At 75.7% G+C, this 25,731-nt stretch carries 24 protein-coding genes; 11 read left to right on the top strand and 13 right to left on the bottom strand.

Translation table 11 applies throughout. The features are described from left to right. Positions 1-105 precede the first annotated feature (105 nt). Positions 106-606 carry a GAF domain-containing protein gene (locus tag ACI8AF_RS00990; RefSeq protein ID WP_456537786.1) on the top strand — a complete coding sequence of 167 codons (501 nt, stop codon included), beginning with the start codon at positions 106-108 and terminating at the stop codon, positions 604-606. On the opposite strand, the gene ACI8AF_RS00985 is transcribed toward ACI8AF_RS00990, so the two are convergent. Then, positions 575-1,309 carry a hypothetical protein gene (locus ACI8AF_RS00985; RefSeq protein WP_456537785.1) on the bottom strand — a complete coding sequence of 245 codons (735 nt, stop codon included), beginning with the start codon at positions 1,307-1,309 and terminating at the stop codon, positions 575-577. The two genes, ACI8AF_RS00990 and ACI8AF_RS00985, sit on opposite strands and share 32 nt — an antisense overlap. A gap of 61 nt (positions 1,310-1,370) precedes the next feature. On the opposite strand from ACI8AF_RS00985, the gene ACI8AF_RS00980 reads away from it, so the two are divergent. From ACI8AF_RS00980 to ACI8AF_RS00970, 3 genes are all read left to right on the top strand, one after another. Further along, entirely contained in the window at positions 1,371-2,444 is a 1,074-nt protein-coding gene (locus tag ACI8AF_RS00980; RefSeq protein WP_456537784.1) for a glycosyltransferase, read from the top strand. A 64-nt stretch (positions 2,445-2,508) separates the two neighbouring features. Continuing rightward, a complete protein-coding gene (locus tag ACI8AF_RS00975; protein ID WP_456537783.1) occupies positions 2,509-3,087 on the top strand; it encodes a DoxX family protein in 579 nt (192 codons plus the stop codon). Continuing rightward, entirely contained in the window at positions 3,084-4,133 is a 1,050-nt protein-coding gene (locus ACI8AF_RS00970) for a PHP domain-containing protein (protein WP_456538035.1), read from the top strand. The genes ACI8AF_RS00975 and ACI8AF_RS00970 overlap by 4 nt, the downstream gene beginning before the upstream one ends. A 122-nt stretch (positions 4,134-4,255) precedes the next feature. On the opposite strand, the gene ACI8AF_RS00965 is transcribed toward ACI8AF_RS00970, so the two are convergent. The 3 genes from ACI8AF_RS00965 to ACI8AF_RS00955 all read right to left on the bottom strand — a co-directional run bounded on the left by ACI8AF_RS00965 (position 4,256) and on the right by ACI8AF_RS00955 (position 7,104). Next, on the bottom strand, positions 4,256-5,308 hold the full coding sequence (locus tag ACI8AF_RS00965) for a glycosyl hydrolase family 18 protein (RefSeq protein ID WP_456537782.1): 1,053 nt from the start codon (positions 5,306-5,308) through the stop codon (positions 4,256-4,258). Beyond that, entirely contained in the window at positions 5,305-5,697 is a 393-nt protein-coding gene (locus ACI8AF_RS00960; protein WP_456537781.1) for a hypothetical protein, read from the bottom strand. Before ACI8AF_RS00960 ends, ACI8AF_RS00965 begins: the two co-directional genes overlap by 4 nt. A 108-nt stretch (positions 5,698-5,805) precedes the next feature. Further along, the gene (locus ACI8AF_RS00955; RefSeq protein ID WP_456537780.1) at positions 5,806-7,104 is read right to left on the bottom strand and encodes a hypothetical protein; all 1,299 of its coding nucleotides are present in this window, start codon (positions 7,102-7,104) and stop codon (positions 5,806-5,808) included. 295 nt (positions 7,105-7,399) lie between these two features. Here ACI8AF_RS00955 and ACI8AF_RS00950 point away from each other — a divergent pair, with 295 nt between their 5' ends. Further along, entirely contained in the window at positions 7,400-8,302 is a 903-nt protein-coding gene (locus ACI8AF_RS00950) for a glycosyltransferase family 2 protein (RefSeq protein WP_456537779.1), read from the top strand. Between the two features lie 3 nt (positions 8,303-8,305). Here ACI8AF_RS00950 and ACI8AF_RS00945 read toward each other — a convergent pair whose 3' ends face one another. After that, positions 8,306-9,415 carry a GNAT family N-acetyltransferase gene (locus tag ACI8AF_RS00945; RefSeq protein WP_456537778.1) on the bottom strand — a complete coding sequence of 370 codons (1,110 nt, stop codon included), beginning with the start codon at positions 9,413-9,415 and terminating at the stop codon, positions 8,306-8,308. A 173-nt stretch (positions 9,416-9,588) separates the two neighbouring features. After that, positions 9,589-10,743: a hypothetical protein gene (locus ACI8AF_RS00940; RefSeq protein ID WP_456537777.1), complete on the bottom strand. Its 1,155-nt coding sequence runs from the start codon at positions 10,741-10,743 to the stop codon at positions 9,589-9,591. 192 nt (positions 10,744-10,935) lie between these two features. Here ACI8AF_RS00940 and ACI8AF_RS00935 point away from each other — a divergent pair, with 192 nt between their 5' ends. Then, the gene (locus ACI8AF_RS00935; RefSeq protein ID WP_456537776.1) at positions 10,936-11,556 is read left to right on the top strand and encodes a hypothetical protein; all 621 of its coding nucleotides are present in this window, start codon (positions 10,936-10,938) and stop codon (positions 11,554-11,556) included. A gap of 7 nt (positions 11,557-11,563) precedes the next feature. Here the strand turns inward: ACI8AF_RS00935 and ACI8AF_RS00930 are convergent, their stop codons facing one another. Further along, positions 11,564-12,301, bottom strand: a complete 738-nt coding sequence (locus ACI8AF_RS00930) for a hypothetical protein (RefSeq protein WP_456537775.1) — start codon at positions 12,299-12,301, stop codon at positions 11,564-11,566. A 146-nt stretch (positions 12,302-12,447) separates the two neighbouring features. On the opposite strand from ACI8AF_RS00930, the gene ACI8AF_RS00925 reads away from it, so the two are divergent. From ACI8AF_RS00925 to ACI8AF_RS00915, 3 genes are read left to right on the top strand one after another with little or no spacing between them, the layout of a single operon-like run. Then, a complete protein-coding gene (locus ACI8AF_RS00925) occupies positions 12,448-13,809 on the top strand; it encodes an O-antigen ligase family protein (protein ID WP_456537774.1) in 1,362 nt (453 codons plus the stop codon). Next, on the top strand, positions 13,806-14,702 hold the full coding sequence (locus ACI8AF_RS00920; protein WP_456537773.1) for a glycosyltransferase family 2 protein: 897 nt from the start codon (positions 13,806-13,808) through the stop codon (positions 14,700-14,702). The genes ACI8AF_RS00925 and ACI8AF_RS00920 overlap by 4 nt, the downstream gene beginning before the upstream one ends. Positions 14,703-14,710: 8 nt before the next feature. After that, the gene (locus ACI8AF_RS00915; protein WP_456537772.1) at positions 14,711-15,967 is read left to right on the top strand and encodes an oligosaccharide flippase family protein; all 1,257 of its coding nucleotides are present in this window, start codon (positions 14,711-14,713) and stop codon (positions 15,965-15,967) included. Positions 15,968-15,976: 9 nt separating this feature from the next. Here ACI8AF_RS00915 and ACI8AF_RS00910 read toward each other — a convergent pair whose 3' ends face one another. Genes ACI8AF_RS00910 through ACI8AF_RS00900 form a run of 3 tightly spaced genes read right to left on the bottom strand, consistent with a single transcriptional unit; the run spans position 15,977 to position 19,124 of the window. Further along, positions 15,977-16,705 carry a polysaccharide deacetylase family protein gene (locus ACI8AF_RS00910; protein WP_456537771.1) on the bottom strand — a complete coding sequence of 243 codons (729 nt, stop codon included), beginning with the start codon at positions 16,703-16,705 and terminating at the stop codon, positions 15,977-15,979. Between the two features lie 14 nt (positions 16,706-16,719). Further along, on the bottom strand, positions 16,720-17,886 hold the full coding sequence (locus ACI8AF_RS00905) for a GNAT family N-acetyltransferase (RefSeq protein ID WP_456537770.1): 1,167 nt from the start codon (positions 17,884-17,886) through the stop codon (positions 16,720-16,722). Further along, positions 17,883-19,124 (bottom strand): cytochrome P450, encoded by a 1,242-nt coding sequence (locus ACI8AF_RS00900; protein ID WP_456537769.1) that lies wholly within the window; start codon positions 19,122-19,124, stop codon positions 17,883-17,885. Before ACI8AF_RS00900 ends, ACI8AF_RS00905 begins: the two co-directional genes overlap by 4 nt. A gap of 146 nt (positions 19,125-19,270) precedes the next feature. On the opposite strand from ACI8AF_RS00900, the gene ACI8AF_RS00895 reads away from it, so the two are divergent. Next, the gene (locus ACI8AF_RS00895) at positions 19,271-20,317 is read left to right on the top strand and encodes a glycosyltransferase family 4 protein (protein WP_456537768.1); all 1,047 of its coding nucleotides are present in this window, start codon (positions 19,271-19,273) and stop codon (positions 20,315-20,317) included. On the opposite strand, the gene ACI8AF_RS00890 is transcribed toward ACI8AF_RS00895, so the two are convergent. Together ACI8AF_RS00890 and ACI8AF_RS00885 are read right to left on the bottom strand one after the other, a co-directional pair. Next, positions 20,311-22,050, bottom strand: coding sequence for a sugar transferase (locus ACI8AF_RS00890; RefSeq protein WP_456537767.1), 1,740 nt, complete (start codon positions 22,048-22,050; stop codon positions 20,311-20,313). The two genes, ACI8AF_RS00895 and ACI8AF_RS00890, sit on opposite strands and share 7 nt — an antisense overlap. Before the next feature lie 279 nt (positions 22,051-22,329). Beyond that, complete coding sequence (locus ACI8AF_RS00885) at positions 22,330-23,592, bottom strand: hypothetical protein (RefSeq protein WP_456537766.1); 1,263 nt, start codon at positions 23,590-23,592, stop codon at positions 22,330-22,332. A 496-nt stretch (positions 23,593-24,088) separates the two neighbouring features. On the opposite strand from ACI8AF_RS00885, the gene ACI8AF_RS00880 reads away from it, so the two are divergent. Further along, positions 24,089-24,220, top strand: coding sequence for a hypothetical protein (locus ACI8AF_RS00880; RefSeq protein ID WP_456537765.1), 132 nt, complete (start codon positions 24,089-24,091; stop codon positions 24,218-24,220). Positions 24,221-24,380: 160 nt separating this feature from the next. Here ACI8AF_RS00880 and ACI8AF_RS00875 read toward each other — a convergent pair whose 3' ends face one another. After that, positions 24,381-25,718 (bottom strand): UDP-glucose dehydrogenase family protein, encoded by a 1,338-nt coding sequence (locus ACI8AF_RS00875; RefSeq protein ID WP_456537764.1) that lies wholly within the window; start codon positions 25,716-25,718, stop codon positions 24,381-24,383. Positions 25,719-25,731 lie beyond the last annotated feature (13 nt).

Raw genomic sequence — 25,731 nt, 5'->3', positions numbered from 1 at the left:
TTGCGCGCGACAAGAACGGCTCCAACTCTCAAGTACCCCCACGAGCGCGCCGATCTCCAGGGCGAGGTCGTTGACGAGCAGCGGCCACCGACCGCAGGAGAACCCGTGGACGCCGCCCTCCCCACCCGCCAGGCCGCCCTGATCGACCAGCTCGGTCTGCTCGACGCCGTCGTCGCCGAGGACCCGCAGCTGCACGCGCTGGTGCACGAGGCCGCCGTGGCCACCGGCATGGCCAAGGGCACGATCAACCTGCTGCACCGCACGAGCCAGTGCCAGATCGGCACCTACGGCTTCGAGGGCGCCGACACCCCCCGCGAGGACTCGCTGTGCGCCCAGGTCACCGGCTGGGAGCCCGACGTCTACGCCTTCGCCGACCTGTCCACCGAGACCGGCTTCATCGGCAACCCGTGGGTCGACGGCCGCCTCGCCCGGGTGCGCGCCTACGCCAGCGCCCCGCTGGTCGTCGAGGGCACCACCATCGGCACGCTCTGCGTCTTCGACGAGCGGCCGCGCAACCTCACGCTGCACCAGTGCGACCGGCTGGCGGCCCTGGCCACCGCCGTCGTCGACCTCTTCACCCGCCGCCTCGCGGCCACCCCCGCCTGACCACTCCGCTTTCGGCGCCGAAAGCGGGACCGCTTTCGGGGCCGAAAGCGGCAGACGGGGCTCGGACCCGGGAGGACTGGCGGCGGACGACGGCGAGCAGGAACAGCGCGGTGAGCGCCTCGCCGAGCTCCTCCACGAACGTGGCCGTGGCGTCGGTGAGCGGTCCCCAGGAGCCGCGGATCGCGCCGACCGCACCGGTGACGACGTCGAGGCCGAGCGCCGCGGCCGCGTAGAGGGCCATCGCGAGCACGACCGCGCCCGCACCCGGCACGGCCCACCGGCGGCCGGTGACCTGCAGGACGACCAGCCCCGCGACCGTCAGCCCGAGGCCGGCGGCCAGGGTGAGCGCCGGCGACATGTCCGTCTTGGCGAAGCCGTGGACGCTGATCAGCTTGGCCAGCGCCAGGGCCACCCCGGCCAGGGCGACCAGCCCCCACCACGCCGCCGGCCCCGCCTGCAGCCGCCGCCGGGCCCGCCAGGCCAGGACGGCGACGGCCACGAACAGCCCGGTGGTGAACAGCCGGGGCAGGCCGCCGAGGGCGTCGAGGTCGACCAGCCGCGCGACCGCGGAGCCGCCGCAGCGCCCCCACCCGCAGTGCAGCCGCACCGCGTACCCGACCACGTAGAGCACCAGCGCGACCCCGGCCAGCGCGAGGACCCACCGCGGCCGGAGCGCGGCCGCGTGTCCCCCGTTCGTGGTCATCTCCCGATCCTGCCCCGCCTCCGCGCCGAGAGGGGTGCCGGTCGCCTGTGAGAATGCGCGCGTGAAGGTGCTGCACGTCATCACCGGCCTGGGCGCCGGCGGCGCGGAGACGCAACTACGGCTGCTGGTCGCGCACAGCCGCCACGACGCCGACGTGGTGGCGCTCTACAACGCCGGCTCGATCGCCGCGGCGCTGCGGGCCGACGGGGTCGCCGTCACCGACCTGGGCATGCGCAGCAACAAGGAGCTCGGCGCCGTCCTGCGGCTGACCCGGCTGATCCGCGCGGGCGGCTACGACGTCGTCCACACCCACCTGTTCCGGGCGTGCCTGTACGGGCGGATCGCCGCGCGGCTGGCCGGCGTCCGAACGGTCGTGGCGACCGAGCACTCCCTCGTCGACGACCAGCTCGAGCACCGGCCGGCCGGCCCGCGTCTGCGGCTGCTCTACCGGGCGGCCGAGCGGCTCGGCCGGCTCACCATCGCCGTCTCCGGGGCCACTCGCGACAACCTGCTGCGCTGGGGCGTCGCCCCAGGGCGCGTGGTCACCGTCCCCAACGGGCTCGACCTCGGCGCGCTCGCGTTCGACGAACGGGCCCGCGAGCAGGTGCGGCGCACGTGGGGCATCCCCGACGACGCCGCGGTGGTGGGCGCGGTCGGCCGGCTGCACCCGGACAAGCGGTTCGACGTCCTGCTCCGCGGCCTGGCCGGGTCGCTGCGCGAGGGGCGGCACCTGCTCGTGGTCGGCGAGGGCGGCCAGCGGCCGGCCCTGGAGGCCCTCGCGGCCGAGCTCGGCGTCGCCGACCGGGTGCACCTGGCCGGCGAGCAGCCGGTGGCGGCGCACCTGTCGGCCATGGACGTGCTCGTCTCGCCGTCGCGGTACGAGACGTTCGGGCTGGCGGTGCTCGAGGGGCTCGCCGCCGGCCTGCCCGTGCTCTACCACCGCTGCCCCGGGCTCGACGAGCTCCCGGCCGTCCCGGCGACCGCCGTCCGGCTGCCCGACGACGACGAGGAGCTGGCCGGCGCGGTCGAGAAGGCGCTCGCCGCACTGCCGGAGCGCCGGGACCGCCCCGAGGAGCTGCAGCCGCTCGGCATCGCCGCCGTGGCCGCCCGGGTGGACGACCTCTACGAGCGCTGAGGCGGGCGGGCGCCGACGGCACTACGGTCCCCACCAGGAGATCCACCGACGGAAAGAGGTTCCCATGTTGGTCCGCCGGATCGCCCGGCCGCTGCTCGCCGCCCCGTTCGTCGTCCTCGGGGTCGACGCGCTGCGCAACCCGGCGCCCCGCGTCGCCGCGGCGCGGCCGGTCGTCGAGAAGGTCGCCGAGCAGGCGGACAAGCAGCTGCCGGTGCAGGTGCCGCGCGACGCCGAGCAGTGGGTCAAGATCAACGCCGGGGTCATGGTGGGTGCCGGCGGCCTGCTCGCGCTGGGCCGGTTCCCCCGGCTGTCGGCGCTGGCGCTGACCGGCTCGATCGTCCCGACAACGCTCGCCGGGCACCGCTTCTGGGAGAAGCAGGGCCCCGAGCGCCAGCAGCAGCTGATCCACTTCCTCAAGAACGTCGGCCTGGCCGGCGCCACGCTGATCGCCGCCGTCGACACCGAGGGCAAGCCGTCGGTCGGCTGGCGGGCCCGCCGCGCCGCTCGCCGGGCTGGCGACGCCACGGAGCGCCAGCTGGCCAAGGCGCAGAAGAGGGCCGAGAAGGTGCAGAAGAGGGCGGCCAAGCAGGCCAGGGCGGCCCGCAAGCAGGCCAAGAAGCAGGCGAAGAAGGTCAGCAGCTGACCTCGCCGCAGTCACCCGCGGGGGCGCTCCGGAGGATCGCCTTCCTCCTGGAGCGCGCTCGCGAGCCGTCGTACCGGGTGCAGGCGTTCCGCTCGGCCGCCGCCGTCGTCGACGCGATGGACGACGCCGAGCTGGAGCGGCGGATCCGCACGGGCACCCTGACCGACCTCAAGGGCATCGGCCCGAAGACGGCGACCGCGATCGTCCAGGCCGCGAAGGGCGACGTGCCGGAGTACCTGGCCAAGCTCGAGGAGCAGTTCGCCGAGCTCGTGCCCCTGGCCGACGACGTCGCCGCGTTCCGGGCGATGCTGCGCGGCGACCTGCACAGCCACTCGGACTGGTCCGACGGCGGCAGCTCGATCCGCGAGATGGCCGAGGCGGCGATGGCGCTCGGGCACGAGTATCTGGCGCTGACCGACCACTCCCCCCGGCTGACCGTCGCCAACGGCCTCACCGCCGAGCGGCTGGAGCGGCAGCTCGACGTCGTCGCCGCGCTCAACGAGGAACTCGCGCCGTTCCGCATCCTCACCGGCATCGAGTGCGACATCAACGTCGACGGCTCGCTCGACCAGACCGACGAGCTGCTCGGCCGGCTCGACGTCGTGGTCGCGAGCGTGCACTCCGAGCTGCGGGCCGACGCCGCCACGATGACCCGGCGCATGCTCACCGCGATCGCCAACCCGCACACCGACGTCCTCGGCCACTGCACCGGCCGGCTGGTCATCGGCCGCCGGCAGCGCAACGGCACCCAGCGGCCGCGGCCGGAGTCGCAGTTCGACGCCGAGGCGGTGTTCGCCGCCTGCGTCGAGTTCGGGACGGCGGTGGAGATCAACTCCCGCCCCGAGCGGCTGGACCCGCCGCGGCGGCTGCTGCGCCTGGCCGTCGAGACCGGCTGCGAGTTCGCCATCGACACCGACGCGCACGCGCCCGGCCAGCTGGACTGGCAGGGCAACGGCTGCGAGCGGGCGGTCGAGTGCGGCGTCGACCCCGACCGCGTGGTCAACACGTGGACGGCGGACGAACTGCTGGAGTGGACCGCGGGCTGACCGCGCAGCCCGCGGTCCACCGCCGGCTCGCACGGCGACGGGGTACGGCGACTCCACGACGTCGAACTCGCGACCGACGACCGACGACGCCGGCAGCAGCGCCGGCCGGCCGTCGGGGCGCCTCACGGCTCCTCGGCACCCCCGGTCGCCCCGGCGAGGGTCGTCCAGGCCCGCGGGTCCTCGCCGCCGATCCGCCAGACCGCGACACCACGCAGCCCCGCGTCGCGCGCGAGCTCCTGCTTGGCGGCCAGCGACCGGGCGTCCTCGAACCACACGGTGTGCGCGACGCCGTCCGCCTCGTAGGTGAAGGTGACGCCCGCGGCGTCGGCGTCCCAGCGCGGCGACGCGCCCACCCGCCGGGCCAGCGCGGCCGCCTCGGCCGCCGTGACGGCGGCGCCCTGCCCGCCGGCCCAGTCGTAGCCGTACGTGGCCAGCCCGAGCATCAGCTTGTCCTCCGGGACCTGCTCGACCGCATAGGCGACCACGTCGCGCACCCAGCCCAGCGGGGCGACCGGGCCGGGGGGGCTGCCGCTGCCGGCGTGGTCGTAGGCCAGGACGCGCACCTGGTCGGCCGCCGCGCCGAGCACCCGGTAGTCGTAGGCGGCGGCGTGGGTCTCCTCCCCGGTCCGCGCGGGCACCGAGACGGTGAGCTGCAGGTCGTAAGCGTGCAGGTCGTCGGCGAGCGCCTCGACGAACTCGGTCAGCGCCGGCCCCGCCTCCGGCGGCAACGCCTCGTAGTCGATGTCGACGCCGTCCCACTGCTCCCGGACGGCGGTCTCGACGAGGAGCTCACGGTGCGCCTCCGCCCGGTCCGGGTTGCCCAGCAGGTGGGCGACGAGGTCGCCCTGCCAGACGCCCGCGGCGACGTTCTGGACGACGGGGACGAGCCGTGCGCCCGCCTCGCGCACCCGGTCGACCACGTCGATCGGGGGCGGGGTCAGTGCCAGGGTGCCGTCGGGACGGACGGTGGCCCAGGTCGGGCTCACCTCCCGCACTCCGCCGACCTCGACCGCCTCGGACACCGAGTCGGCGGCGCCGGGGTCCCAGACCGGCAGCCAGGCCGCGGCGACCAGCCGGTGCGACGGCTCCCCCGGCGACCACGGGCGCAGGAGGACGGCGGCCGCGCCGCCGGTGCGCACCACGAGGGCGGTGACCAGCACGATCCACCGCCTCACGACGCCACCGCCGCCGGGGCGCGGTCGTCGACGACGACGTCGCCCTCGACGACGGTCCGGTGGTCGACGGCGGCGGAGCGGGTGGGCTCGTTCCGGCCCACCCGCGCGCCGCGCAGCGCCGTCCAGCGGGAAGCGTGCAGCAGGAGCGGAGTGCACAGCAGCGGCAGGACCAGGACGGTGACGAGTGGCCCGGCGCCGGGCAGGGACACGGCCCGGCGCCGGGAGCATGCGACCGCGAGCGCGGTGTGGAGGACGGCGAACACCGGCGACACCGCCGGGGCGACGGGGGCGGTGATCCCGTCCGCGCGCAGGCGCCGCCGGCGGCGACCGGAGAGGAGGAAGTCCGGGAGGTCGGCTGCGCGCTGCTCACCCAGGGTGGACGAGGCCATGAGGGGTCCTTGCAGAAGGTGTCACCGGGGCGCACGGAGGCGCGGCGCGGTGGGAGAACCGGGCAGGGCGGAGCGCCCCGCGACGCGTCGGTCGCGGGGGTGGCCCGGTCAGTCGGGCGAGAAGCCCGGGTCGCGCGCGGGGACGAGGACGCCGGCAGTGCAGCCCGCCGCACCCGGCAGACCGTCCGCGACGGGCTCCGCGCCGGTGGCCGGCACGACGCCGGCCACCCCTCGTTCGGTGCCGCCGGCGGACGGCGCGACCCCTGACCCGCAGGCGCCGTCGGGCGCCGGCTGCCGCGGCGCGGGCGGGCTCGAGACCGGGGACTCGGGCGCGGCCGTGCCCGGCCCCGGGGGCGGAGCTGCGGACGAGGACGAGACGGCCGTCGACGTGCCGGGCAGCCGGCAGTCGGGACCGCTGCGCGGCTCGTCCCGGTCGGGGACGGCGACCGGCTGCGCGAACGGGCCGACGGGAGCGGCGCGCAGCAGCGCGGCGGGCGCGGGATCGGCGCGCGGACCGGCAGCGGGCCCCGCGGGCGAGGTGGGCCGGTCCGGCACCGCCGCGGGCACGTCGGCCGGGCGGCCCGGCGCGGCGGCGGCCTGGGCGTGCGGCGGAGGTCCGGCGGCCTGCGCGTCCCCCGGCTGGCCGGTCGGCGGGGCGGTCGCCGGCTGCGCGGCCAGAGGGGCGGGCCCGGGCCGGCCTGCGTGCGACGGGCGCTGCGGTCCGGGTCCCTCGGGCGGCGCCCCGACCCCGGGGGCTGGGGTCGGGTGCTCCGGCTCCGCCTGCTCGGGCGGGCCCGGCTCGGCCGTGGGCCCGGCGTGCGGGGGCCGGTGCCCGGCCGGCTCGGCGGACGGCTGACCGGCGTCGTCCTCGGCGGGCGCAGGAGCCGGGTCGGTGGGCCGGCCCGCGTGCGGAGGTGGACCGGTGCCGGGCGGCGGACCGGGCTCCGGCTCGGCGGCGGGCTCGGGCTCGGCGGCGGGCTCCTGGTCCGGCGGCCCGGGGTCCTCGGGTGCCGCGGCGTGCGGCGGCGGACCGGCGTCCGGCGGCGGGCCACCGGCGGGCTCGGCCGGGGGCGGCTCGGCCACCGCGGGCTCCGGCTCCAGCTCCGGCACGACCGCCTCGGCCACGGGCTCCGGCGCGACGGGGGCGGGTCCAGGCTCCGGCGGTGGCCCGGGGTCCTGCGGTGGCCCCGGGTCGTGCGGGGGCGCGGCCGGGGAGGCGGGAGCCGGCAGCGTGGCGGGCTGCTCGGCGCGGGCCGGTCCACCGGCGACGGCGAGCAGCACCCAGGCGCCCAGCACCAGGGCGAGCGCGAGGACCAGGCGGGTCCCGGGACCGCAGGCAGCGACCTCGTCCGGCGGCACCTCCTGCTCGGTGCCGCGGGACCGCCGCGCAGAGTGGTCGTCGCGCATGCCTGCTTCCGGTCGCCGCGCGTCCCCCTCGCGCGACGGGACGTGGTCGGACCGTGCCCTCGCCGACCCTGTGACCCGGCCGGCCAGGCCGCAAACGATCCGATCCTGCACCGGACGACACGCGTGATCGCCGGGACGGACCGTGATGTGCGCCAACTCAGCGTCGCCGCCAGCGGATAGCGTTGGACGTGGACGCGCTCGCTGTTCGTCTCGCAGACTTGTTTGCGTCCGCAACCATCCGTACCGTGCGCTCGGCCCGGAAGCCCCCGGGCGGTGCCATCCCCTGGAGCCGCGAGTGCCGAACATCCTGGTCGTCTGCCCGAGCATCACCGCGGAGCACGCTCGGAGCTTCTGCGCCGCGGCGCAGGCCGCGATCGACTCCGGTGCCGACCTCCGGGCAGTGCTCGTGGCCAACAGCACCGCGACGCAGGAACTGGTCGCCGAATGGCCGGAACTGGTGATCCCCGGCGACAACGCGGGGTTCGCCGCGAGCATCAACCGTGGCGTGTCAGCGGGTGGTGAGTTCCGCTGGCTGGTGGTCGCCAACGACGACCTCGACTACGACGCGGGCACCTTCCGGCAGCTCGCCGAGGTGCTCGGGGCCGAACCCGCGACAGGCCACCGGATGCTGCGGCTCAACGACGAGGGCTGGCAGCGACTGCCCGGGGTCGGTGGCGTGTTCACGAACCTCTCGCTGCTGGAGAAGGTGACGCGACGCGGCGCGGGCATCCCTCCCCCCTCCGTCGCCGCGCCCTCGGGATCGGCGTTCCCCGGCTTCAGCCTCGTGGCCATCAGCGCCGACCTGTGGCACGACGTCGGCGGCATGGAGGAGACGCTGCCGTTCTGCTTCGAGGACGCATGGTTCGTGCGCCGGGCCCGGGCCTCGGCGGGCGGGCTGGCACTGGACACGCGCGACCTCGGCGTCCGGCACCGGGAGTCCTCGACCACCCGGGCCAACATCCGCCTCGTGCTGCCGGTCATCAGCTGGTCGGCGCTGGTCTACCTGCGACTGCTCGGCGTGCCGGCCGGTCCGGCGAGGGCGTTGTGCGTCGCGGCGCTGATCGTGCGCGCCCCGCTCTCGCTCCTCGCCTCAGCCGCCCGTGGGCCGCACCTGCTCGGCATCGGGCGGGCGATCCGGGCGGTGGCCACCGGCCGGGAGCCGCGGTTGCCCGCGCCGGGGATGCCCGTCCGGGCGTGAACGTCAGCCGGCCCGCCACCCCGCGAGCCGGTCCCGCACGGTGCGCGCCCACGGTGCCCGGTCCTTGGCGAACCGGACGGCGGCGGTGCGGCCGCGCACCAGGTGCGGATACCCCCGCGCCCCGAGGACTCCCGGCCGGCCGAGCAGCAGCCGCTGGTTGGGGACGACGTCCGGCCGCCAGCGCAGCTTGTAGTCCTCGGTGCCCCGCAGCATGGAGTACCGGGGCAGGCCGGCGGCCCGTGCCAGTTCGACGTCGTTGCCGACCTGCATCGAGGCCACGTCGATGAGCTGCTTGAGCCGTGGAGAGATGCCGGCGAGGTAGTACCCCAGGAAGTCGTGCCCGAGCAGGTCGAGCTGGCAGCCGAGCACCTCACCGCCGACGCTGTAGGCGACCACGGCCGCCGAGCCGTCCGCGACCATCCGCGGCACCGCCTCGAGCAGGTGTCCGGCGAACCGGTCGCTCAGGTGCTCCGGGTTGATGCCGCGCCCCGCCCACTGCTCGGCGTGCAGCCGGAGGAGGACCCCCACGGCGTCGCGCGCCTCGTGCGGGGGGACGACCGTCGCCTTGACCCCGCTGGCCTCGAGCTTGCGCAGCTTGCGGCGCAGCACGTTGCCGGTCTTGCTCGGCACCCGGGCGAGCAGTTCGGGCAGCGGGAGAGCCGGGAGCTCGAGCACGGTGTCCGAAGGGCTCCGGGAGACGCGGCCGGGCCAGGCCGCGGCCCAGCGCTGCGCGGCGCTGCTGGGACGCACCTGCGGCAGGTCGACCAGCCACCACCCCGGCTCGGCCACGACCGCCCGCGCGAGCGCGGGCAGGGCGGAGTCCGAACCGGCGGCGACGAGGACGTCGGTGAAGTCGCTGATGGGGTCGCCGAGCGGTGCCAGCACCGGCCACGGCCCCCGACGGACCAGGTGCAGCGGCGCCGCGGCGACCAGCCGGGCACCTTCCCGCACGAGCACCACCCGCAGCCGCCCCGGCGGGCAGTAGGCCCGGGACCAGGCCGAGAGCCAGGCGTGGCTCTGGAACGGCGTGGCCGCGGGCGCCGCGGCGTACAGGGCGGCCCACTCGCCTGCGAGGGCGTCGAACGCCGCCTGGTCCCGGACGACCTCGGACACCACCGCCGATCCCGTTCCGTGCTGCCCCGACGACGCCGTCCCGACCACTCGTCCCTCTCCTCGCCGGCGCCACCTCGCGGGCGCAGGGATCTCCCAGCCTCTCCCGGAGAGGACGAAGGCACACGCGAGCGCGTTCCTGGATCACCCGATCGGGCAGCCGACGCGCCGGGCGGTCAGTTGCTCAGCGAGGCCGTCGTCTGCCGCAGCGCCGTCTCGCTCGGCGTCCCCTCGACCGCGAAGCCGTCACCGGTGTACACCGTGAACGCCTCGACCCAGTCCCAGGACGCCGCGATGCGCAGCGCCTCCGAGAGGTACTCGGACCGCTCCGGCTCCGGCACGTGGTACCAGGTGCCGGGCGTGGTGTCGTAGCCGAACTCCCCGATGACGACGTCACGCCGGATGCCCTCGTCCTCGTACACCTGGTCGCGCAGCCGCTCGACGCCGAGGAAGGTCATGTCCTTGACGCCGAAGCCGGTCTCGACGTCGTGCTGCCCGGGGACGACCTTGGGGTCGTAGCCCATGCCCTCGGCTCCGGCGTAGGGGTGCACGCCGAGCTGGTCGTAGAAGAAGCCGTTCTCGGCGTTGCCGCCGCGCTCGGCCAGCGCCTCGCTGAGGGCGTGCATGTAGCCCAGGTCGTTGTTGCTCAGCACGCCGCCGATGAGCTGCGCGTCGGGCTCGACGTCCTGGACGGCGGTCCACACCGCCTTGAGCAGGTCGGCGTAGGCGCCGGGGTCGGGGCCCTGCCGCCAGGCCTCGCGGATGTTCGGCTCGTTCCACACCTCGTAGCCGACGACCTGGGTGCCCCACCGGGCCACGAGCTGCGCGAACAGGTCGGCCCACTCCTCGGCGCCCTCGCCCTCGGGGCCGTACCAGGTGCCGCGGTCGTCGATCCACGCCGGCGTGCTGTTGACGTGCAGGTACACCTCGAGACCGAGCTCACGGGCGCGGTCGACCAGCGGCTCCAGCGGCGCCGTGCGGCACTCCCGGGTGGGGCACAGCCAGCTCAGGTCGGCCGTCACCCGCACGCCGACGGCCCCGTACGCGGCGGCGGCGTCGATCTCCTCGCGGGCGCTCTGGACGGTCTGCGTCCCCCCGCCGGGCACCTGCCCGCCCACCGGGTTCACCCACAGCACCATGACGTTGGTGCCGGTCTCGGGCGGTGGGGGGACGGTCGAGTCCAGCTGCGTCGTGGGCGTCCCGGGCTCGTCGCCGCGGGCCAGGGTCACCGCGACGGTGCCGAGCACGACGAGCGCCAGGACGGCGGCCAGGCCGATCCAGCGGCCACGGCGGGGACCGGGGCGGTGGCGGTGCCGCGCGTGCGCGCCCATCACAGACCACGCCCAGCGCGGCCGGACGGCCCCGTCACACGCATGGGCGAACCTCTCCGATCGTCCGTCGGCCCGGCCGACCGACGCCGTCCGACCTGCGATGATGGCCGGGACGATACCCCGCGTTCCGCGGTTCCCCGCGGCTCGAGCGCACGATATCCATCAACCTTCAACAATCTGCGGAGAGGTGCGATGGCCACCGCCACCCCCCAGCGTTCGGCCGACGGCGCCGTCCCGGACGGGTTGCCGGGGCTGCGCCTGCTCTTCCGGCGCTCCGCGTGGGTGCTGGTGGGGCTGGTCGTCGGTCTCGGCGGGGGCTTCGCCGCGGCGCAGGCGCTGCCCCCCACCTACGAGTCGACGGCGATCCTCACCGTCTCCTCGGCGACCACGACCGACCCGGTCAACCTGTCCCGCGCGGCGCAGGCGCTGGCCCGCCTGGCCACGCAGCCCGGCGTCGTCGGCGAGCCCCTGCGCGAGGCCGGTCTCGACGAGGCAGCCACCTCGCCCCGCGACTTCGTGGAGGTCCAGGCCGCCCCCGACGCCCCGATCATCCGCGTGACGGGGACGGCGGAGGACGCCGAGACCGCGCAGGAGATCGCCGCGACCGTCAGCGACACGCTGGCCGGGGTGGGCCCGTTCTCACCGTTCGGCAGCTCGGTGGTGGCCGAGGCGCCGCTGCCGGCCGGCCCGACGACGCCGTGGTGGGCCGTGCCGGCCGGCGGCGCCGGCCTGGGCGCCGCCCTGGCGATCGTGCTGGCGGCGACCGTGCCGGCGCGACGACCGGGCCGGCGGGCGGGCGACCGCCCCGCCTGAGCGGCGGTCAGGCGGCGGCGCGCCGCCGACGACGGCGGACGACCGCCTGCGCGAGCACCAGCCCGACCAGCGCGCCCAGCACCGCGGCGGCCACCATGAGCAGGGGGCTGACCAGCTCGGTGCCGGTCGCCGGGGGGACCGCGATGGCGGCCGACTGCAGCCCGTACCGGGGCACGGGGTTGGCCGCCTCCTCGGCGACCAGCTCGCCGCCCACGGCGTTGGCCCAGTCGGCCGACCGCTCCGGGTCGGTCGTCGTGGCGGTCACGGACAGGACGGGCGCGTTCGCGGCGGTGGTGACCGTCACGCTCCGGGCCAGCGTCGCCTCGTCGACGTCCAGCTCCTCCGCCGCCCGGGCCAGCAGCGCCTCGGAGTTGCCGATCTCCGCCCAGATGCCGGCCACCGGGATCGACACGTCGGTCGTGTCGTCGTCGGGCAGCACCGCGATCAGGGCGGTGGCCGTGTAGGTGGGGTCGGTCAGCTGGTTGGCGGCGAACGCCGCGCCGCCGAACAGCAGCGCGCCGATCAGCGGGAGGGCGACGAGCCACGGCCACGCACGCCGGCGACGACGGGCGGTGACGACCGGCGCGGCCGGCGGCTCGGGTGCGGGTGTGGCGGCCAGGGGCTCCTCCTCGGCCGGGGGCCGGTCATCGGCCGGTGGCCGGTCATGGGCCGTCGGGGCGTCGTCCGCCGCGCGGTCCGCCTCCGCGACGTCCCGCTCCTCGTCCGTCCCCACCTCACCAGCCACGACGACGATCCTAAGGACGTGACCGGAGAGGCGGGCAGGTCACCACACCAACAGGTGATTGGCGCCTCCCGTGCCCGCGGCCGGCGGTGCGGCACGGGTCCGGCTGGCACACTCGCCTGCGACAGCCACGCAGGGTGAGGAGAGCGATGACGACGGCGGTGGTCCCGCGCCGGCGCAGCCCGTCCCTCAGCCCCGCCGCGGTGCTCGCGTTCGCGGGTCGACCGGGCACCTGGGTGGCGCTCACAATCCTGCTGCTCGCCGCCGCCCCGGCGGAGGGCGACTCGGCCACCGCGGCGATCGCACCCAGCGATCTGGCGATCGGCGTCGCCGCCCTGCTGGCCGCCCGGGTGGTCCTGCGGGGGCACCAGCTCGCGGTCGTGCGCAGCGTCCCGGCGCTCGGCTTCCTCGCCATCGCCGTGCTGGGCGTCGTCGCCGCCGTCCTGGCCCACAACCTCCCCGAGAACCTGATCGGCGGGGTCCGGTTCGTCGAGCTCTTCTTCCTCACCCCGCTCGCGGTCATGGTGGCGCTGCGCGACCGGACCGACGCCGCCGTCGTCCTCGGCTCGGTGCTCGGGCTGGCGGCGGTCGAGGGCGCCCTCGGCCTGTTCCAGTTCGCCACCGGCACGGGCGCCGGCTTCGGCGAGGAGGCCATCCGCGCGGTGGGCACCTTCGGCGCCTACAACATCGGCACCCTCGCCCACCTCACCGCGATGGGCTTCGTCATCTGCCTGGCCTACGCCGTCGTCCAGCGGGGGGCGCAGCGGTGGTGGGGCGCCGCCGGCACGGTCTTCTTCGCCCTGGCCAACGCGGCCGCGCTCAGCCGCGGCGCGTGGGTGGCCATGGCGCTGGCGGCGCTCGTCGTCCTCAGCCGCGGCCGCCCGGCTCGGCTGCTGCTCACCGTGGCCGCGGCGCTGGTCGCCGCCGCGCTGGTGCTGCCGCCCCTCGTGGCCAGCGGCTCCCCGATCGGCGACCGGGTGCAGAGCCTGCTGGTCGCCGACGCCGAGCCCGACCAGTCGCTGATGGACCGGGAGGCCCTGTGGGCCGCGGCGACGCAGATGGCGCTGGACCACCCGCTCACCGGTGTCGGTCTGCGCGGCTTCCCCGACCACCGCGACGCCTACGCCGATTTCACCCTGCTGGGGTCGAGCGACATCTCCTTCGGCGGCAGCTTCGAGCGGGTCGAGCTGAAGTCGCCGCACAGCATGTACCTGCTGGTGGCCAGCGAGCAGGGCCTGCTGGCGCTGTTCGTCTTCGGCACCGTCCTCGCCGTCCTGCTGGTCCGCGGTCTGGTGCGCACCGCGCGCCACCGGTCCGACCTGTCGACGACCGTCGCGCTGATGGGCGTCGGCCTGCTCTGCTACGAGCTCGTGTCCATGGTCAGCGGTGACATCGGGGGCCCGGGATCGATCCTCACCGGCGTCGTGCTCGGGCTGGCCGGCTGGGCCGCCGCCGACGTCGACCTCGAGCCGCCCGACCGGGTGGCCACCTCTCCCGGGTACCCCTCGTGACCAGCGTCCTGCTCGTCTGCCCGAGCATCACCGCCGAGCACGCCGAACGGTTCTGCGAGGCGGCTGCCGCCGCCGTGGAGAAGGGCGCCGACCTGCGCGCCGTCCTCGTCGCCAACTCGGCGAGCACGCACGCGCTCGCCGAGCGGTGGCCCGAGCTCGTCGTCCGCGGCGAGAACGCCGGCTTCGCGGTGAGCATCAACCAGGGCGTGCGGGCCGGCGGCCCGTTCCGCTGGCTGGTCGTGGTCAACGACGACCAGGACTTCGATGCCGCCACCTTCGTCACCCTCGCCGAGCACCTCGCCGGGGAGCCGGCCGAGGGGCACCGGATGATCAGGCTGACGCAGGAGATGCCCTGGCGGCACATCCCGGGCGTGGCCGGGGTGTTCACCAGCCTGTCGCTGCTGGAGAAGGTGGCGTACGGGCTGGGCCGGCAGCTCAGCACCGATCCCGAGCCCGCTTCGCCGGACCTCTACCCCCCGCTGAGCCTGGTCGCCATCGGCGCCGACCTGTGGGAGGACGTCGGCGGCCTGGAGGAATCGCTGCCGTTCTGCTTCGAGGACGCCTGGTTCGCCCGGCAGGCCCGTGCGTCGGCCGGCGGGGTGCGGATGACGACCTTCGACCTGGGCGTGCACCACTTCATCGCCGCCACCACGGGCTCGCGGATCGACGTCGTGCTGCCGGTGATCGCCTGGTCGTCGGTGGTCTACCTGCAGCTGCTGGGCGTCCCCGCGGCGGCGGCCCGGGCGCTGTGCGTGCTGGCCCTGGTGATCCGGGCACCGCTGTGCCTCGGCGGCAGCGCCGACCCCCGCAAGCACCTGCGCGGCATCGCGCGCTCGATCCGGGCGATCGTGACCGGTCGCGAGCCGCGGCTCCCCCGCCCCGACGCCGGCTGACGCGGGGCATGACCGCCGACCTGGACGGGACCCCCGCGCCGCCCTCCCGCCGCCTGCCCGGCATCCCGCTGAAGCGGCTGGCCGGGTTCCTGGGCCTGCCGCTGATCTCGGCGATCGCGCCGTTCCTGGTGCTGCCGGTGCTGCTCGGCTTCGTCGGTACCGAGGCGTGGGCGGCGATCGCGATCGGGCAGTCCATCGGCACCGGCGCGTCGACGCTGGTGCTGCTCGGCTGGACCGTCGTCGGCCCGGCGCTGGTCGCGGAGTCCCCCGACCGGCAGCGCGCGCTCTACACGCAGAGCCTGGTCTCGCGGCTCACGGTCTTCGCGGTGGCCGCGCCCGCCGCGATGGTGCTCGCGGCGGTGCTCGCGCCGGCCGACGAGCGGGTCTCGGCGGCGCTCATGGCGCTGGCCATGGCAGTGCTGGGCCTGTCGCCGTCGTGGTTCTTCATCGGCACCGGCCGGCCGTCGGCGATCGCCGCGTACGACACGGTGCCGCGGGTGGCCGCGGCCGCGCTGGCGGCGCTCCTGGTGGCGCTGGTGCCCTGGGCCTGGCTGTACCCGGCCGCGCTGATCGCCGTCCCCGGGGTGGCCACCGCGCTGGCCACCGCCCGGTACGGCGCGCGCGTCCCGTTCGCGCCGCTGCGGACGACCGGGCAGGTGGTGCGGCAGCAGTGGGCCGCTGTCGGCGTCTCGGTGCAGGCGGCGCTGAACACGACGCTGCCCATGGCGCTGCTGGCCTGGGTGGCGCCGGGCGTCGTGGCCGGCTACGCGGCGCTGGAGCGGGTGACCAAGTTCGTCATCTTCGTGCTCAGCCCGGTGGGGCAGGCCTTCCAGGGCTGGGTGGCCGAGCCCAGCGCCGACCCGGCGCACCGCCGCCGCACCGCGCTGCTGGTCACCACCGGCGTCGGCGTCGTCCTCGCCGCCGGCTTCCTGCTCGCCGCCGACCTCCTGCTGCGCGTGCTGTTCGCCGCGAAGATCGAGGTGCCCGACGCCGCGATCTGGTTCTCGGCCGGCGTGATCGTCTGCGTGGCGCTGGGCACCACACTGGGCTTCCACCACCTCGTTCCGCTGAAGATGAGCGGCTGGCTGGCGGTGAGCACCGCGGTGAGCATCGTGGTGGCCGCGGTCAGCGTCGTCCTGCTGGCGCCGCGCTACGGCGTCGAGGGCGTTGCGCTGTCGGTGCTGCTGGCCGAGCTCGGCGTCGTCACCACCCAGTCCCTCGCCCTGCTCCTCCGCCGTCGCCGCAAGGGTGCTCCATCGGGATGAAGCGCCGGATCAGGACGCCGGGGCGTGGGCGCGGGCGCGCAGGCGGTGCCGCACGAACTTGGCCTCCAACCGCAGCGCGGTGTCCTGCTCCCCCACGAAGAACCGCGGGATCGCGTGCCGGCGCGGGGCCACGTGGTCGTCGGTGACGAGGGCGTAGTCGTAGCCGGCCTCGACGGTCGCCCGCACCGCCGCGTCGTCGAACGAGCCGTAGGGGAAGCAGAAGCCCGGGACGGCGCCGTCGAGGACCTCCTCGAGCACCTTGCGGCTGTGCGCGACCTCGTGCGCCAGGACCTCGGGCGCGACCCCGGCGAGGCGCACGTGGGTGCTGCTGTGGCTGCCCACCTCGTGCCCGGCGGCGGCCGCGGCGCGGACGTCGTCGGCGGTCATCAGCGGCTGGCTCGGCGGCTGGTCCCAGTCGCTGGCGCCGCCGAGCTTGTCGGCCACGACGTAGACGCTGGCCGTCATGCCGTGCCGGGCCAGCAGCGGCATGGCGTGCTCGACGAAGTCGCGGTACCCGTCGTCGAAGGTGAGCGCGACCAGCCGCGCGGCCTCGCCGCGCGCGACGGCGGCCAGCCACTCGCGCACCGACACCCCGCGCAGCCGGCGGCGGCGCAGGTGCGCCAGCTGGCGGTCCAGCCGCGGCGGGGACACGCGCAGGAAGTGCGGGTCCGGCGCCGTCGACGGGCTGATCGAGTGGTACATGAGCACCCGGGGGGCCGGCGGCAGGGCGGGGTCCACGGCGGGATCCTGCCTCAGCCGCGGGGACGACGGACCGCCGCACGCACCGCGTTCACCCGGTCGTAGGCCTCCCGCAGCCACGGCGCCCGGCTCCGCGACAGCGCCACGACCCGCGCCCGGCCCCGCACGGCGGCGGCGTGGACGGCGGCCAGCGGCGCCCGCGGGCGCCCCAGCAGCAGCCGGCGGTTCGGGACGACGACGGGCTTCCACCGGTCCTTGTAGGACTCGCGGCCGCGCAGCATGTTGAACGTCGACTTCCCGGCCCGGGAGAGCTCCTCGAGCTCGTGCCGCAGCACGAACGTCGTCACGTCGATCTTCTCGTAGAGGCCGGGCGTGACGCCGAGCAGGTAGCCGCAGACCATGTCGTGGCCGACGAGGTCGAGGCTGGCCAGGACCGGCTCGCCGTCCAGCGAGAAGCAGGTGAGCGCGGCCGAGCCGTCGGCCACCATGCCGGCCAGCGCCCCCTGCAGGTGCGCGGTGAAGCGGGGCCGCACGTGCTCGGGCGTGACCCCGCGGCTCTCCCACTGCTGGGTGTGCAGCCGGATGAGATCGGCCACCCCCTGCTCGACCTCGCCGGGCGGCACCTCGGCGGCCACCAGGCCGAGCGCGTCGGCCCGCCGCAGCCGCCGCCGGGCCTCCCCCGCCCGCTTGCCGCTCATCCGCTTGAGCAGGTCGTCGAAGCCGCCCACCCGCAGCTCCATGCAGGTGGAGGACTCGAAGGTCCACCGCGGCCCGGGCCAGGCAGCGGCCAGCAGGTCGGCGGCGGAGGGCTCGCGCACCTCGGGCAGGTCGAGCACGTCCCAGCCGCGGATGCCGAGCAGGCAGTCCTGCAGCGCGCCCAGCACCGCCGGCAGCTCGCCGTCGGGGACGTCGTCCTCGGCCACGAGGACGTCGGTGAAGTCGGTGATCGCCCCGCCGAGCGGCGCGAGCACCCGGGCGGGCCCGCGCCGGCGCAGGTGCAGTGGGGCGGCGGCCACCAGCCGGCCGGCGCCGTCGCGGACCAGCGCCACCCGCAGCCGGCCGCGGGGCCCGCCGTAGGCGGCCCACCACGACGACAGCCACGCGTGGGTCTGGAACGGCGTGGCCCGCGGCGCGGCCCGGTACAGGGCTGTCCAGTCGGCGGCCAGGGCCGTCAGCTCCCCCGCGGAGGTGACGACCTGCGTGCGGTAGCTCCCGGTCACGCGGGCTCCACCGTGAACGGCATGCGCCGGATGCGGTTGTCGAAGCTCGACGGGATGCGCTCGGGCTCCCCGGTCAGCCGCACGTGGGGGGCTCGGGTGAGCAGCTCGCGGAACAGCGTCTGCAGCTCGGTGCGGGCCAGGTAGGCGCCCAGGCAGTAGTGCGGGCCGGTGCCGCCGAAGGCCACGTGCGGGTTCGGGCTGCGGGTGATGTCGAACCGGTCGGGGTCGGTGAACACGTCCTCGTCGCGGTTGGCCGAGGCGTAGAAGAGCACGACGCGCTCGCCCTGCCGGAATCGGTACCCGTGCCACTCGACGTCACGGGTGACGTTGCGGCGGAACTGCACGATCGGCGTGGAGACGCGCAGCATCTCGTCGACGGCGCCGGGCAGGTGGGCGTCGAGGTCGGCGAGCAGCAGCTCGCGCTGGTCGGGGTGCTCGTCGAGCAGCCGCAGGCCGTGCGCGATGGCGTTGCGGGTGGTCTCGATGCCGGCGACCAGCAGCAGCGAGAAGAACGCGCCGAGCTGGCGGCTGCCCAGCCGCTCGCCGTCGACGTCGGCGGTGACCAGGCTGGAGACCAGGTCGTTCTCGGGCTTGCGGCGGCGCTGGGCGCCGATGACCCGCACCAGCAGGTGCAGCCGGGCCAGGGCGGCGAGGTTGCGGCCGGGGATGCGCAGCTTCGGCCGCTGCTCCCCCTCGACGCCGATGAGCTCGGTCGAGCCGATCACCTGGCGCAGCACCATGCCGCGGCGCTCCGGCGGGATGCCCATCATCTCGCAGATGACGTGGGTCGGGAGCTGGGCGGCGACCGCCTCGACGAAGTCGCCGGACCCGCGGCGCTGGACGTCGTCGACGAGCTCGGTGGAGATCCGCCGGATCGACTCCTCGATCAGCGCGACCCGGCGCGGGGTGAACGCCTTCTGCACGATCCGGCGCAGGTCGGTGTGCCGGCGTCCGTCCATGTTGACCATCGACTCGCCGAAGACGGCACGCACCCAGCGCTCCGGCGGCGGGGTGGTCACGCTCGGCTCGCTGCTGAACAGCTCCGGGGCCTTGCTGGCCGCGACGACGTCGGCGTGCCGCACCAGCGCCCAGAAGCCGCCGCCGGGCTCGTCGGGCGCGGCGAACCAGCGGAGGGCGTCGAGCCGGCGCAGCGCGGCGAACGCGGCGTGCTGCTCGGCCGGGGGCAGCGCCCAGAAGCCGGGGTCGGCGAGGTCCACCTCGGAGTGCGCCTCGGTCATCTGCTCCTCGTTTCGGCACGGATCGGTGCACGAGCATGCAGCAGGACGGCCGGTTCCTGCGCGGCCCCGGCCGCGGGTGTCCCCGACCGGGCGAAATAGACGCCCCCCAGGGGCGTCCCGGCGGGGCGCCGGGAGAGGATCGGTCCGTGCCCGTCCCGTCCCTCCGGATCCTCCACGTCGTCCAGAAGTACAGCAGCGGCGTGGGTGTGGCGATCGCGCAGTACACCCGGTCGCTGCCCGAGGCCGAGCACCACCTGCTGTCGGGCACGCCGGTCGACGCCGAGGGTGACCTGGCCGAGCAGGCCGACTTCGCCTCCACGCACCGCATGCAGGGCGGCGCGCTGGCCAAGGTGCGCCGGGTGCGCGAGGTGGTCCGGCAGCTGCGGCCGGACGTCGTGCACGCCCACTCCAGCCACGGCGGCGGCTACGCCCGCCTCGCCGTCCGGCGGGGCGCCCCGTACCTCGTCTACACACCGCACTGCTACGCCTTCGAACGCCGCGACATCTCCGGATGGGAGCGGGCCGCCTACCTGGTCACCGAGGGGCTGCTGGCGCAGAACACGTCGGCGTTCGCCGGCTGCTCGGCGCGGGAGGTGCAGCTGTCGGCCTGGCCGGGACGGCGCCGCGCCCCGCGCGTGCTGCTGCCCAACATCGCCCCGCCCGAGGGGGTGCGCACCGCGGAGCGGGAGCCGGGCCCGCCGCTCGTGGTGGGCGGCGGGCGGTTGCGGCCGCAGAAGGACCCGGAGTTCTTCCTCGCCGCCGTGCAGCGGCTCCGCGGCAAGCTGCCCGACCTGCGCGCGGTGTGGCTGGGCGACGGCGACCCCGGCCGCGCGGCGGCGCTCGAGGCGGCCGGCGTCGAGGTGTCGGGCTGGCTGCCCCGCAGCGCCATCCTCGAGGAGCTGGGGCGCGCCGACCTCTACCTGCACTCCGCGCGCTGGGAGGGCTTCCCGCTGATGGTCGCCGAGGCCGTGGGGCTGGGGGTGCCGACGCTGGTGCGCCGGCTGCCCAGCTTCGCCGACGTCCCCGACCGGCTGACCCTGGACGGCGACGACGTGCGGCCGGCGCTCGACCTGCTCGTCGATCCCCCGACCGCGACCGCCAACGTGCACGGCTGGGCCGAGGTGCTCCGGCACAACACCGTCGCCGAGCAGCGCGCCGCGCTGCTGGCGGTCTACGGGCCCGCGGCTCAGTAGGCGCCGCTGCTGCGCAGGACTGCCCGGACGGTCCGCCAGAGGATCCACAGGTCCATGCCGATCGACCAGTTCTCGACGTAGCGGGTGTCGAGCTCGACCGCCTCGTCCCAGCTGAGGTCGGAGCGGCCGCTGACCTGCCACAGCCCGGTCAGGCCCGGCTTGACCAGCAGCCGCCGGTGCATGTCGGGGCCGTACTGCTCGACCTCGCGGGTGACGTGCGGGCGGGGGCCCACCAGCGACATCTCGCCCTTGAGCACGTTGAGCAGCTGGGGCAGCTCGTCGATCGAGTACCGCCGCAGCACCCGGCCGATCGCGGTGACCCGGGGGTCGCGCCGCATCTTGAACTGGACCTCGTTGCCCTCGTTGTGCGCCATCAGCTCGACGTCGGACGGGGCGTCGACGGTCATGCTGCGGAACTTGTAGAGGGTGAACTCGCGGCCCCGCTTGCCGATCCGTCGGTGACGGAACAGCACCGGTCCCGGGCTGGTGACCTTGATCACCACGGCGATGACCGCGAAGGCCGGCGAGGTGAGCAGCAGGACGACGGCGGCGACCAGCTTGTCGAGCAGCGTCTTGAGCACCCGCCGGTGGCCGCGGAACTCCGGCTCGCGGATCTGGATGAGCGGCATGCTCGCCGTCGGGCGCACCTGCAGGCGGCTCGGCGCGACCTCGATGACGCCGGGGCCGACGAGCACGTCGATGCCGGTGCCCTCCAGCCGCCAGGCCAGCTGGCGCAGGTAGCCGCCCGCCGACTCGCTGGTCGAGGCGACGAGCACCGACTCGGCGCGGACCTGGTCGATCACCCGCACGACGTCGTCCAGGCCGCCGAGCACGGGGATGCCGTCGGCGACGAGCCGGGTGGACTCGTGCGGCCGCGGCACGCAGGCGCCGACGACGCGGAGACCCGCGGTGGGGTCGCGGCGGATCCGCCGGACCAGGTCGACGACGGCGCCCTCGCGGCCGACGACGACCACGCTCTTGGTCATCTCGCCCTGCCGGCGGGCCCGGTGCAGCCGCCAGCGGTTCACCCCGCGGCCGAGCAGGGTGAGCACGGTGGCCAGGGGCACCGCGACCAGCACGCACCAGTCGAGGATGCCGTTGCGCGCGGCGCTCACGACCGCGGCGCCGGAGGTGGCGATCAGCCCGGCGAGGGCGACCCGGCGGAACTCGTCGGCGCCGGTGCCGAGCCTGCGCTCGGCGTAGGCGCCGACCAGGGCCAGCAGGGCCGGCCACAGGACGGCGGCCGCGACGACGTACCTCCAGCCGAAGAAGCCGCCGCCCAGCGTGTACATGGCCACCACGTCGGCGGCCGCGGCGAGCACGGAGTCGACGACGACGAGCGTGGCGGTGTGGCTCACCAGCCACTCCGGCGACTGCCGGCGGCGCTGGGCGTACGGGTCGTAGACCGGCCAGGCGGGGACGGCGATGCGGTGGTCCTCGGCGGCCGGCCGCGCCGGTGCCGGGCGCTCGACCGGCGGCACGGGGCGCAGCTTCTCCACCCGGCGGACCTCGACGTCGAGCTGCTCGACGGCCTCGACCGACAGCTCGGCCGGGAGGTCGGCGGGGTCGAGGACGACGTTCGGTCGCGTCTCCGGCCCGGTGTCGGCGCCGGCCTCCGCGTCCGGCGCCGGGTGCAGGGCGGTCAGGCGCTCCTTGGCGGCGGTGCGGCGGCGCAGCGCGCGCCGGCGGTCACCGTCGTCCTCGGGGGCGGGCAGGTCGGGGGCGAGCGTCACGACGACGTCCCCCTCTCCCGGTCGGCGGGAGACGGGACGACGGCGCCGGGCACGCGCGGGTGCCCGGAGGCGGCGGCGCGGGAGGCCGCGCGCCATCGACGGGGCGCGTTCGGGGTCATGTCTTCGAGTCCTCGGGGAGCGAGCGCAGCGATGTCTGCGCGGAGCGGGTCCGGTCAGCGGGCCACTGCCCTCCGCCGCGTTCGGCGCGAGGCCGGGCGGCGGTTCACGGCGACGGGCGAGAACTGCCCGCGGGCGCGTGTGGAGTGGCGGAGGACCCGGTCAGTCGGGCCGGACGCCCACGTCCCCGGCGGTGCGCTGGACGTGGCCGGCGCTGTCCACGCCGGCCCCCTGGCAGACGAAGGCGCCGCTCACACCCACCAGGGCCGCCGGCACGACGGCGAGCGGGTCGTCCTGGTCGGAGCCGCCGCTGCTGGACCCGTGCCCGCCGCCGCCGATGCTCGTCGTCGGCGCGACCGGCACGGACGGCACCGGGGAGACCGGCACCGGGTGCGGCGCGATCGGCAGGGTGTCGGCGGGGTCGGTCGCGGGAGCGGCCCGTGCCGGGGCCGCGGACCGGTCGGCGGCGGGGTTCTCCACGACGGAGTGCGAGGGGGGGCCGTACCGCGGGCCGTCCCGGCGGTCCGGGTCGTCGACGGCAGGCAGCGCGGGCGGCGCGGGGTCCGCGGGAGCGGCGGTCTCGTCGACCGCGGGCTCCTCGGTGACCACCTCGGCCGGCTCGGCGCAGGGGTCGGGGGTGCTCTCACCGGCCGCCGCGTCGGCCGTCGTGCCGGCGGCGTCGGTGGCAGTGGCGTCAGTGGCAGTGGTGTCCGTGGTCTCGGCGGTGGCGCACGAGGTGGTCGTGGACTCGGTGACGGCGGGCTCGGCGGGGGCGGGCTGGGCAGCGGGCGGTGCAGCCGCCGGCTCGGCGGGCGCCGCCGGGGCCACCGGCGTCGTCGGGGCCGGCTGCTCGTCGTCGGCGCAGGCGGGGAGCTCCAGGTCCGCCGCGTCGGTGACGGCGTCGACCGCGTCGGGCAGGTCGCACGGGAGCGGGTCGGCCACTGGCTCGTCGGTCGGCGGCTCCTCGGCCGGCGGCTCCTCTGCCGGGGGCTGCTCGGCCGGGGGCTGGTGCTCGGGAGCGCCGCCCTGGGGAGGGACGTCGTCCTGGGACGGCTCGTCGCCCGCGGGGACGTGGCCGTCGCCGGGAGGGGCGGGCTGGTCCGGCGCGGGTGGCGGAGGAGGCGGTGGCTGGGCGGGCTCCTGGTGGGTCGGCGAGGTCAGCGCCGTGACGACGTGCGAGACGACTTCGTGGGTGGCGGAGGGCCACTGGGCGGTGTCCACGCGCCATCGGTCGACCGGGCCGGCGGAGGGTTGCGGGAGGCCCCCGGACGGCACCTCCTCGGCGCGGGCGCCACCGGCGAAGACGGCCAGGAGGACCCAGCAGCCCAGCAGCAGCACCCCGGCCACGACGCTGCGGCCGAGCCAGCGGCGCAGGTGCTCGGGCAGCGCGGGACGGCATGCCGCCGCCGCTGTCGCTGCACGCACCGTCGTCCTCCGCTAGCTGGTTCACCCGCCGGGGCGATCACTCATCGGAGCGACCCGACCCCGCCGCCGTCTCCGGCCGAGACTTCGTGCGGGAGTCCGTACGGGTCAACCCGTATCGTTTTGCGATTGGTTGACGCGGCGTGTACGCCACTCTGCGTAACCAGTCACGATCGGATCCGGTCAGTTCCCCTCATAGCCGTCTCACAGGGTACGCGGCTTCTGGCAGCGGGGATGCCGGAAGTCGGGCGCACTCAAGGTTTAGGTCACGCGCAAGAAATTGATCGATCATGTGACGTTCAGTCACCGGACACCCGATCGTCGGCCGGAAGCGCAGGTCACCGGCTCGGCGAGCGGTATCCGAGACGTCGCAATCCGTTCAGGTGACGCCCGGACGAAGGCGGTCGAGACGTCCCCCCGAAGGGGTACAGCGGTAGGGCGCCGGGGAACGAACCGGCCGGTCACCTGGTCATTCGTAGGCGAGCGTCGGGATGCGACTGTGCCGCGCTCGCGGCACAGCCGGCCGGGTCGCCCGCGGCACGTGCACCGGTTCCGCCGGCTGCGCTGGGACGAGGCCGGCTCCGCCCGCCTCTACGCCTGCCTCTGGGGCATCGTCCCGCCCGGCCGCTGACGGTGCACGGCACACGGCCACGAGGGCGGCGAGGACGGCGAAGGTCACCGCGCTGGCGCCCGGGTTCATGAAGATCGGGTTGGCGCGGCCGCCTGGTCCGGATCGATCGACCTTCCAACGACGAAGGCCCTGCTCCGCCATGGAGCAGGGCGTTCGCACCTCAGCTGCCGCGGCGGCCGAGGGCGCGGTAGGTCCAGCCGGCGGCCACCCAGGCGTCGCGGTCGAGGGCGTTGCGACCGTCGAGAACGCGCTTCTGCGCGACCACCGTGCCAAAATCCGCAGGGTCGAGCTCGAGGTACTGCTTCCACTCGGTGAGCACCAGGACGGCGTCGGCGCGCTCGGCCGCTTCCTCGGGGGTGGCTACGTAGTCCAGGTGCGGCCACTCCCGGCGGCTGTTGTCCACCGCGGCCGGGTCGGTCACCCGTACCACCGCGCCCTGCAACTGCAATTGCTGCGCGACGTTGAGCGCGGGCGAGTCGCGGATGTCGTCGGAATCGGGCTTGAACGCCGCCCCCAGCACCGCCACCCGCTTGCCCAGCAGCGACCCGTCGCAGACCTCCCGGGCCAGCTCGACCATCCGGATCCGGCGGCGCATGTTGATGTTGTCCACCTCGCGCAGGAACGTCAGCGCCTGGTCCGCCCCCAGCTCCCCGGCCCGGGCCATGAACGCCCGGATGTCCTTGGGCAGGCACCCGCCGCCGAAGCCCAGCCCGGCGTTGAGGAACTTCCGCCCGATCCGGTCGTCGTAGCCGATCGCGTCGGCGAGCTGCTTGACGTCACCACCCGTTGCCTCGCAGAGCTCGGCCATGGCGTTGATGAACGAGATCTTCGTGGCCAGGAAGGAGTTGGCTGCCGTCTTCACCATCTCCGCGGTGGCGAAGTCGGTGCGGACCTGCGGAATCCCCCGCGCGACGATCGGCGCGTACACCTCGTCCAGCAGCGTCCCGGCGATCTCGCCGTCCCGGCCGGGCGGTAGGCCGTAGACCAGCCGGTCAGGGTGGAGCGTGTCCCGCACGGCGAAGCCCTCGCGGAGGAACTCCGGGTTCCAGGCGAGCATCGTGCCCGGGACCTTCTCGCCGAACATCGCCGCGAGGTTGGACGCCGTCCCGACCGGCACCGTGGACTTGCCGACCACCAGGTCGCCGTCGTGGACGACCTGAAGCAGGGACTCCGCCGCAGCCTGGACGAACCGCATGTCCGCGGCGTACTCCCCGTGCTTCTGCGGGGTGCCCACGCAGATGAAGTGGACCTTCGCTCCGGCGGCATCGGTGATGTCGGTGCCGAAACTCAACCTGCCCGAGGCGAGGGAGTGGTTCAGCAGGTCACTGAAGTCGGGCTCGTAGAACGGCGCGACGCCCCGGCGGAGCGACTTGACCTTCAGCTCGTCGACATCGATGCCGACCACCTCGTGGCCGAGCTCGGCCATCGCCGCCGCATGGACGGCTCCGAGGTAGCCACAGCCCACCACCGAGATCCGCAACGCCGCCTCCCCTGCCATCCGCCGCGAGTCA

This window comes from Blastococcus sp. SYSU D00669 (genome assembly GCF_054050715.1).
This window is presented reverse-complemented; position numbering and strand designations above follow the sequence as displayed.

Coding starts and splice junctions, on each gene's coding strand:
- ACI8AF_RS00985 (WP_456537785.1), bottom strand. CDS start 1,309: ATGACCACGAACGGGGGACACGCGGCCGCGCTCCGGCCGCGGTGGGTC.
- ACI8AF_RS00975 (WP_456537783.1), top strand. CDS start 2,509: ATGTTGGTCCGCCGGATCGCCCGGCCGCTGCTCGCCGCCCCGTTCGTC.
- ACI8AF_RS00960 (WP_456537781.1), bottom strand. CDS start 5,697: ATGGCCTCGTCCACCCTGGGTGAGCAGCGCGCAGCCGACCTCCCGGAC.
- ACI8AF_RS00955 (WP_456537780.1), bottom strand. CDS start 7,104: ATGCGCGACGACCACTCTGCGCGGCGGTCCCGCGGCACCGAGCAGGAG.
- ACI8AF_RS00940 (WP_456537777.1), bottom strand. CDS start 10,743: ATGGGCGCGCACGCGCGGCACCGCCACCGCCCCGGTCCCCGCCGTGGC.
- ACI8AF_RS00935 (WP_456537776.1), top strand. CDS start 10,936: ATGGCCACCGCCACCCCCCAGCGTTCGGCCGACGGCGCCGTCCCGGAC.
- ACI8AF_RS00925 (WP_456537774.1), top strand. CDS start 12,448: ATGACGACGGCGGTGGTCCCGCGCCGGCGCAGCCCGTCCCTCAGCCCC.
- ACI8AF_RS00915 (WP_456537772.1), top strand. CDS start 14,711: ATGACCGCCGACCTGGACGGGACCCCCGCGCCGCCCTCCCGCCGCCTG.
- ACI8AF_RS00900 (WP_456537769.1), bottom strand. CDS start 19,124: ATGACCGAGGCGCACTCCGAGGTGGACCTCGCCGACCCCGGCTTCTGG.
- ACI8AF_RS00875 (WP_456537764.1), bottom strand. CDS start 25,718: ATGGCAGGGGAGGCGGCGTTGCGGATCTCGGTGGTGGGCTGTGGCTAC.